The sequence below is a fragment of the Streptomyces sp. CRN 30 genome (assembly GCF_034105845.1).
This window is the reverse complement of sequence record NZ_JAVRHI010000174.1, coordinates 1-6681: the sequence shown is the minus strand read 5'-3', so window position 1 is coordinate 6681 and position 6681 is coordinate 1. Positions and strand designations below refer to the sequence as shown.

The 6681-nt window shown below is 73.1% G+C and carries 7 protein-coding genes; 4 read left to right on the top strand and 3 right to left on the bottom strand.

Translation table 11 applies throughout. The features are described 5' to 3' along the window. Nucleotides 1-573: 573 nt before the first annotated feature. The gene (locus tag UW392_RS17675; RefSeq protein WP_320775976.1) at nt 574-1170 is read right to left on the bottom strand and encodes a flavoprotein; all 597 of its coding nucleotides are present in this window, start codon (nt 1168-1170) and stop codon (nt 574-576) included. Nucleotides 1171-1313: 143 nt separating this feature from the next. Between UW392_RS17675 and UW392_RS17670 the strand changes: the two genes are divergently transcribed. Beyond that, nucleotides 1314-1769, top strand: a complete 456-nt coding sequence (locus UW392_RS17670) for a nitroreductase family deazaflavin-dependent oxidoreductase (protein ID WP_320775975.1) — start codon at nt 1314-1316, stop codon at nt 1767-1769. 116 nt (nt 1770-1885) lie between these two features. On the opposite strand, the gene UW392_RS17665 is transcribed toward UW392_RS17670, so the two are convergent. Further along, on the bottom strand, nt 1886-2962 hold the full coding sequence (locus UW392_RS17665) for a cation diffusion facilitator family transporter (protein WP_414496314.1): 1077 nt from the start codon (nt 2960-2962) through the stop codon (nt 1886-1888). A gap of 176 nt (nt 2963-3138) precedes the next feature. Between UW392_RS17665 and UW392_RS17660 the strand changes: the two genes are divergently transcribed. Together UW392_RS17660 and UW392_RS17655 are read left to right on the top strand one after the other, a co-directional pair. Next, nucleotides 3139-4176 (top strand): glutathione S-transferase family protein, encoded by a 1038-nt coding sequence (locus tag UW392_RS17660; protein WP_320775974.1) that lies wholly within the window; start codon nt 3139-3141, stop codon nt 4174-4176. A 74-nt stretch (nt 4177-4250) separates the two neighbouring features. Next, nucleotides 4251-4550 (top strand): DUF4235 domain-containing protein, encoded by a 300-nt coding sequence (locus UW392_RS17655; RefSeq protein ID WP_320775973.1) that lies wholly within the window; start codon nt 4251-4253, stop codon nt 4548-4550. Between the two features lie 43 nt (nt 4551-4593). Here the strand turns inward: UW392_RS17655 and UW392_RS17650 are convergent, their stop codons facing one another. Continuing rightward, on the bottom strand, nt 4594-4986 hold the full coding sequence (locus UW392_RS17650; protein ID WP_320775972.1) for a VOC family protein: 393 nt from the start codon (nt 4984-4986) through the stop codon (nt 4594-4596). A 318-nt stretch (nt 4987-5304) separates the two neighbouring features. On the opposite strand from UW392_RS17650, the gene UW392_RS17645 reads away from it, so the two are divergent. Next, the gene (locus UW392_RS17645; RefSeq protein WP_320775971.1) at nt 5305-6336 is read left to right on the top strand and encodes a 7-epi-alpha-eudesmol synthase; all 1032 of its coding nucleotides are present in this window, start codon (nt 5305-5307) and stop codon (nt 6334-6336) included. Nucleotides 6337-6681: the final 345 nt, after the last annotated feature.

Sequence of the window (6681 nt, the reverse complement as noted above, 5' to 3'; positions counted from 1 at the left end):
CTGCGGCCCGGCCGGTTCCCGCACCGCGCGGGCCTGCCGGACCTCGGGCACGTGGACGGCGCGGCGCGACGGGGCGACCGTCGCCTCCGGGACGCTGCCGGGCGCGGACGCCGCCTATCCGGGCCCGGGGACCTACGAGTTCACGGCCGAGGTGCACGCCCGTTCCGTGCCGGGCGGCGCGGAGCTGCACGGCACGGTCCGCGCGACCCTCACCCTCGACGCGCCGAAGCCCGCCCCGACGCACCGGATCGAGGTCGACCGGACCACGCTGCGGCCCGGTGCCGCCACCACGCTCACCTACACCGTCCACCAGGACAGTCCCGCGGGCGACGGCAGCGCCCGGTTCGGACTGATCGGTGAGGAGGCGTCCGGGGTGGAGCTGGCCTCGGACGACTCCCGCTGTGTCAGCCCGGTGACGGGCCCGGCCGGGGCGGCCCGCCGGGGCGCGCACGCCCTGGACTGCGCGCTCACCGGTCTGCGGCCGGACCGGCCCACGACCGTCCGGGTCCGCGTGCGCCTGAAGTCGGTCTGTTCGTCGGTCGTCTCCAAGCTCGGGTTCTGGCTGCCGCGCGGTCAGGAGGTGTTCACCGGCGGCATGCTGGTGGGCCCCACGGTGGGCTGCGACGGCGACTCCACCGACCGGCCCGCCCGGCCGGCCTCCTCCACCAGGTCCAGCACGCCCTCCCAGGCGAACTCCCCCGCCTGACCTGCGTACGGGTCGCCGAAGCGGACGCCCGTCGCACGCAGCCGGTCGAGGCTCTCCCGGTAGGCGGGGTGGGCGGCCAGCGCGCCCCCCACGCAGGGCAGCACGGCGACCGGCACGCCGAGGCCGAGCGACTCGCACAGGGTGCTGAGGGCGAGGGTGTCGGCGATGCCGGCGGCCCACTTGTTGACCGTGTTGAAGGTGGCGGGCGCGACGACGACGGCGTCCGGCGCCGGGAACGGGCGGGTCTCCCCGGGGCGCCGGGAGCGGGCGCGGATCGGACGGCCGGTCAGTTCCTCGGCGGCCGCGACGTCGAAGAAGCCGTCCGTCGCGGCGGTCGGGGTGGCGATCACCCCGACCTCCCAGCCGCGTGCGCGCGCCGCGGTGATCAGCCGGCCGACGCCGGCGGCGACACCCGCGGCGCAGACGACGACGTAGAGGAAGGGGTGCCGGTCCGGTTCGGTCATCCCGGCACCCTACTCAACGGGGCGCGCCCGTCACCCCGGCGGCGGTTCCGGGCGGCCGCGGCGCGGTAGGGATGACAGACGTGCCGGGCGGTGTTGTACCCCGGTGACAGTGAGCCGCAGGACGCGACGATGGGACGGAAGCCATGCCTCTTGAGGGCGAGTACGAACCCAGCCCGACACGGTGGGTGCGTGACCAGGTGGAGCTGTACGAGAGTTCGGGTGGCACCGAGGGCACGACCCTGATGGACACCGGTCTGCCGGTGATCGTACTGACGAGCCGGGGCGCCCGGAGCGGCAAGCTGCGCAAGTCACCGCTGATGCGCGTCGAGCACGAGGGGCGGTACGCGGTGGTCGCCTCCCTCGGCGGGGCGCCCCGGCATCCGGTCTGGTACCACAACGTCAAGGCCGATCCGCTGGTCGAGCTCCAGGACGGTCCGGTGAAGCGGGACATGACGGCCCGTGAGGTCACCGGCGCGGAGAAGGACGCGTGGTGGGAGCGTGCCGTGGCGGCCTTCCCGTCCTACGCGGACTACCAGAAGAAGACGGACCGGGAGATCCCCGTCTTCGTCCTGGAGCCGGTCGACGCCGACGGGAACTGAGCCGCTCGGCCGAAGCCGGACGGTCGGTGCGCGGGCCGGGAGACCGGCCGGGCGGTCGCCGCCCGGGGATTTTCTCCGGCCCGCGCATGAACCGGGTGCCGTCGGGCACCCGAGTCTCAGGCCCCGCCGCGTTCCCCCGTCGCGGCGGGGCTTTCGCGTGCCTCCTGCGCGGGGCGGTCGGTCACGTCCAGGAAGATCTCCCCCGCCTCGGGGACGGTGTGGGCGATCGACCGCTTGATGCGTACGGCGACCTCCTCGACCCGTTCGCTGTCCAGGCCCGGCATCAGGTCGATCCGGGCGGCCACCAGCGCGGAGTCGAGGCCCGTCTTCATCGTGAACAGGGCCTCGACGCTGTCGATCTCGGGCTGGGCGCAGAGCAGCGCGTGGATACGGCCGGTGGACTCCGGGTCCGCGGCCTCGCCGATGAGCTGGTCGCGGGCCTCGCGGCCGAGCCGGTAGGCGACGAAGACGAGCAGGGCGCCGATGGCGAGCGAGGCGGACGCCTCCCACACCACCTGGCCGGTGACCATGTGCAGCGCCATGCCGATCATGGCCAGCGTGACGCCGAGCACCGCGGTGCCGTCCTCGGCGACCACCGTGCGCAGGGCGGGGTCGCGCAGGCTGCCGCCCTGCGCGCGGACCTGGTGCAGGGCCCGCAGCAGCGACGCGCCCTCGGCGAGGAACGCGATGCCGAGGACGATCAACCCGGCGACGTAGCCGCTGAGTTCCTCCTCGGCGCCCTTGGTCAGGGCCTCGATGCCCTGGAAGAAGGAGAAGCAGCCGCCCATGACGAAGATGCCGACGGCGGCGAGAAGGGACCAGAAGAAACGCTCCTTGCCGTAGCCGAAGGGGTGGCGCCGGTCGGCGGGGCGGCGGCTGCGGCGCAGCGCCGCGAGGAGGAAGACCTCGTTGAGGCTGTCCGCGACGGAGTGGGCGGCCTCCGAGAGCAGGGCCGGTGAGGCGGCTATGACGCCGCCGACCGCCTTGGCCACCGCGATCACCAGGTTGGCGGCGAGCGCCACCAGCACGGTGACGCGGGTCCCGCGGTCGGTCTTGCCGCCGGTCTCCCGCTGCTCGTGCGCTTGCTCCCGCTCCCCCTCGTGCTTCTGGGTCTGCCGCCGTCCGTCCGGCCGGTCCGGCCGCCGGTCTGTCTGCCGGTCTGTCTGCCTGTGGTCCGAAGATGTCCCGCTCACCCTTGGCCGGATGCCCCACGCCGGGCGGGACACACCCGTCCGGCGGGTGGTCCGCCCGTGCCGACTGGCGAAAACTGGGAACGCGTCCAGCAGGACACTCCGGCAGGACACTCCCGCAGGACGTTCCGGCAGGACGGCAGGACACCGAGCGACACCCCGGGCAGGGAGGAGAGGCCATGAGCGGCGGCACCGGCCAGGACGGCGAGGAGCGCGGCAACAGCGCGTACGGCCGCAAGGCGTTCAAGCGGTCCCGGAGCCACTTCGCGGACCGCGTCACCGCCGACGGCCGGGACGGCTGGCCGGTGGAGGCCGGCCGCTACCGGCTGGTGGTGAGCCGTGCCTGTCCGTGGGCGAGCCGGGCCCTGGTCTCGCGGCGGCTGCTCGGTCTGGAGGACGCCCTGTCGCTGGCCGTGGCGGACCCGGTCCAGGACGACCGCAGCTGGCGGTTCACCCTCGATCCGGACGGCCGCGACCCGGTGCTGGGCATCCGCTACCTGAGCGAGGCGTACGACAAGCGGGAGACGGGGTATCCGGGCGGGGTCAGCGTCCCGGCGCTGGTGGACGTGGCGAGCGGCGCGCTGGTCACCAACGACTTCCAGCAGATCACCCTGGACCTGGCCACCCAGTGGACGGCCCTGCACCGGGCGGGTGCGCCCGACCTGTACCCGGAGAAGCTCAGGGACGAGATCGACGAGGTGATGGCGGGGGTCTACCAGGACGTCAACAACGGTGTCTACCGGGCGGGGTTCGCCACCGGCCAGGAGGAGTACGAGGCGGCGTGCGCGGGGGTGTTCCGGCGGCTGGAGTCACTGGTGCCCCGGCTGGAGCGGCAGCGCTACCTGGTCGGCGACACAATCACCGAGGCGGACATCCGGCTCTTCACCACACTGGTCCGTTTCGACGCCGTCTATCACGGTCACTTCAAGTGCAACCGCTACAAGCTGACGGAGTCCGCGGTGCTCTGGGGTTACGTCCGTGACCTGTTCCAGACACCGGGGTTCGGCGACACCGTCGACTTCGACCACATCAAGCGCCACTACTACCAGGTGCATACGGGGGTCAATCCGACCGGCATCGTCCCCCTGGGCCCCGACCTGGCCGGCTGGCTCACCCCGCACCACCGGGAGGAGCTGGGCGGCAGGCCGTTCGGGGACGGCACCCCGCCCGGACCGGTGCGCCCCGGCGAGGAGGTCCCGGCGCGGGGCCGCCCCTGACCGCAGTACAGACCGTCAGTTCGCGACCGTCTGACCGAGAAAGCGACGAGAAGGCGACGGACCGAGGAGAAACCGTGGGAAAGAAGAAGAAGCAGAAGCTGCCCCTGGCCTACAAGCCGGTCGGCTTCGTGCTGGGCTGGGCCGGCGGCGCGCTCGCCGGGATGGCGTTCCAGAAGACGTGGAAGCTGATCCGGCACGAGGACGACGCGCCCGACGCGCTGGACCCGGACCGCGGCTGGGGGGAGATCCTGCTGGCCGCCGCGGTCCAGGGCGCGATCTTCGCCGCGGTGCGCAGCGCCCTGGACCGGACGGGCGCCAAGGCCATCGAGCGTTCCACCGGGGTCTGGCCGGCCCAGGGCACGGGCCGGGACTGACACCGGTCCGCGCCGACGCGCCGACGGCGCCCGAAGCGGGGCTTCAGCCCTGTTTGGGCGCCGTCGACGCGTTGCGCAGCAGGGTGAAGGAGTGCCCGGCCGGGTCGGAGAAGCTGCGCTCCTCGTACGGACCGGGGGCGTCCTTGGTCTCCAGCGGGCGTCCGCCGAGTCCCACGACTCCGCGCTCGGCCTCGTCGAGGTCGTCCACGACGAAGTCCAGGTGGGCCTGGAGGGAGTTCTCGGGGCGGGGCCAGCTCGGTGGGGTGGCGTTGACGTCGCGTCGGAACGCCATGCGGAAGCCGTCGGCTCCCTTGATCTCTATCCGGTTGGCGGCCACGTCCGTCTCCTGGGCGCCGAGCAGTTCCTTGTAGAACTCCGCGAGCATCTCGGGCTCGGCACAGTCGAGCACCACGACGCCCGCATTCACCAGTGCCATCTTCTCCTCCGAAGGTCCGGGGCGCGGGGCGTCGTGCCCCGCCGCCCTGTACCTGGCGGATATCCCCGCCCGGCCGAAACAGTCGGGGGCGCGGGACGCGAAAAGGCCGGTGAGTGTACGCCGTTCGGTCTGCGGGGGCAGTAACCAAGATCACGGACAGGGGTCCGCGTAGATCATTTACGGGATGGGCAGCCTGCCATAGCTTCTCGATACAACTTTCTCGTCGAGATGCCGTGTTCGAGCAGGTGGGCGGTCCGGGTGATGGTCCATCCGCACCGCAGGAGGGGGACCTGCGCCCAGTCTCCCGAAAGGAACCACATGCCTCAGGACGTCCGCTTCGACCTGCCCTTCTCCACGCCGGTCTGCGAACATCTGGAGTACGCGAGGGAACGCCACCTGCGCTGGGTCCGCGAGCGCGGGCTGGTGCGCAGCGATGCCGGGTTCGCGGAGTACACGTCCTGGGACCTGCCCGAGGCGGCGGCCCGGACGTACCCGTACGCCTCCGCGGAGGACATGGTCTGGCTGATGAACTGGTTCTCCCTCGCCTTCCTCTTCGACGACCAGTTCGACGCGTCGCAGCCGGACCGCGCGGAGCGGATAGCGGAGGTGGCGCGGGAGCTGATCGTCACGCCGCTGCGCCCGGCGGGGTCCCCGCCGCAGGTGGTCTGCCCCATCACGCTGGCCTGGACGGAGGTCTGGACCAGCCTCTCGGATGGCATGTCCCTGACTTGGCAGACGCGGTTCGCGGCCAGCTGGGGGAGATTCCTCGTGGCGCACTGCGAGGAGGTCGACCTGGCGGCCCGGGGGCTGGCCGGGACGCTCGGCGTCGAGGAGTACGCCGCGCTCCGCCGCCGGACGGTCGGCATCCACCACAGCATCGACGCGGGTGAGCGCGCCCGGCTCTTCGAGGTGCCGGAGCGGGTGATGGCGCATCCGGTGATGGAGCGGATGCGGGACCTGGCCGCGGACACCATCGGGTTCATGAACGACATCCAGTCCTTCGAGCGGGAGCGGCGCCGCGGCGACGGCCACAACCTCATCGCGGTCCTGCGCCGGGAGCGGGGCTGCTCCTGGGAGGAGGCGGCCGCGGAGGCGTACCGGATGACGACGGCCTGCCTGGACGAGTACCTCGCCCTCCAGGCCCGCATCCCGGCGGTCTGCGACGAACTGGGCCTCGACGCGGAGGAGCGGGACCGGGCGCGGATGGGGGTGGAGGCGATCCAGCACTGGATCAACGGCAACTACGAGTGGGCGCTGACCAGCGGCCGGTACGCGGCGGCGAAGGACGGCCCGGTGGCCACGGCGGAACAGGCGGGCCGCGGCTCGGTGGACGACCTGCTGGCCGTCTGAGCCCCACCGCGCCGCCTGGCCGTGTTCGGCAACGGCCGGGTGGCGCGGAGGGGTGCCGGGACCGGCCCCGCGACACGGGGAGGTACCGGGCGGGCCCCGCAGTACGGGGAGGCGCCGGTCCGCTCCACGCGACATGGCGAGGCACCGAGCCGGGCCCCGCGACATGGCGAGGCACCGGGCAGGCCCCGCGACATGGCGAGGCACCGGGCCAGACCCCGCGACACGGCGAGGCACCGGGCCAGACCCCGACACACGGAACGACACCAGGCCGGCCCCCCGCGATACCGACGAGGAGGCCGGCCCGTCCGACGGTGCGGTGCGGGCCGCCGGGCCCGGCGGCGACGC